The sequence below is a fragment of the Streptomyces durbertensis genome (assembly GCF_014156695.1).
Lineage (GTDB): Bacteria > Actinomycetota > Actinomycetes > Streptomycetales > Streptomycetaceae > Streptomyces > Streptomyces durbertensis.
Genome location: NZ_WMLF01000768.1, coordinates 1 through 1,309, shown reverse-complemented (window position 1 = coordinate 1,309; position 1,309 = coordinate 1). Strand labels below are relative to the sequence as shown.

Annotated in this window: 1 protein-coding gene; it reads left to right on the top strand. The window is 75.2% G+C overall.

The genetic code is table 11. From position 1 onward, the window contains the following. Window positions 1–103 precede the first annotated feature (103 nt). On the top strand, window positions 104–1,309 hold a 1,206-nt coding region (locus tag GL263_RS26655), incomplete at its 3' end, for a class I SAM-dependent RNA methyltransferase (RefSeq protein ID WP_182858297.1).

Below are 1,309 nucleotides of genomic sequence, written 5' to 3'. Positions count from 1 at the left end.
CGCCCACGCCCTAGAATGGAGAGCTTGCCGCCGAAGCGGCCTCCGTTCCCCGCAGCCCCACGCACCCCTACGCACCTCACCGATCCTCCTGGAGCCCTCCGCCATGTCCTCCGAAAGCACCACCGAATCCCTCGTCGGCCAGGAGTACGAGGTCGAGGTCGGGCCGGTCGCGCACGGCGGGCACTGCGTCGCCCGGACCGCCGAGGGCCGCGTCCTCTTCGTCCGCCACGCGCTCCCCGGCGAACGCGTGATCGCCCGCGTCACCGAGGGCGACTCCGGCTCCCGCTTCCTGCGCGCCGACGCCGTCACCGTGCTCGACGCCTCCAAGGACCGCGTCGAGGCCCCCTGCCCGTTCGCCGGCCCCGGCCGCTGCGGCGGCTGCGACTGGCAGCACGCCAAGCCCGGCGCCCAGCGCCGCCTCAAGGCCGACGTCCTCACCGAACAGCTCAGCCGCCTCGCCGGTCTCACCCCCGAGGACGTCAACTGGGACGGCACCGTCGAACCCGCCCCCGGCGACAAGCTCCCCGCCGGCGAGGTGCCCGCCTGGCGCACCCGCGTCCAGTACGCCGTCGACGAGGACGGCCGCGCCGGACTGCGCCGCCACCGCTCCCACGAGGTCGAGCCGATCGACCGCTGCCTGATCGCCGCCGAGGGCGTCAGCGAACTCGGCATCGAGAAGCGGCAGTGGCCGCAGATCGCCGGCATCGAGGCCGTCGCCGCCACCGGCTCCGGCGACCGCCAGGTCGTCCTCACCCCGCGCCCCGGCGGCCGCCTCCCGATCGTCGAACTCGACCGCCCCGTCTCGGTGTTGCGCGTCGCCGAAGGCAAGGGCCGCAACGCCACCCGGACCATCCACCGCGTCCACGGTCGGCCCTTCGTCCGCGAACGCGCCGACGGCCGCACCTGGCGCATCGGCGCCGGCGGCTTCTGGCAGGTCCACCCCCGCGCCGCCGAACTCCTCGTCGACGCCGTCATGCGCGGCCTCACCCCGCGCAAGGGCGAGACCGCACTCGACCTCTACTGCGGCGTCGGCCTGTTCGCCGGCGCCCTCGCCGACCGCCTCGGCGAGCGCGGCGCGGTCCTCGGCATCGAGTCCTCCAAGCAGGCCGTCGAGGACGCCCGCCACAACCTCGCCGACTTCGACCGCGTCCGCATCGAGCACGGCAAGGTCGACCAGGTGCTGCCGCGCACCGGCATCACCGAGGCCGACATCGTCGTCCTCGACCCGCCCCGCGCCGGAGCCGGCCGCGACACCGTCCGCACCATCGCCTCCCTCACCCCCCGCCGCGTCGCCTACGTCGCCTGTGAC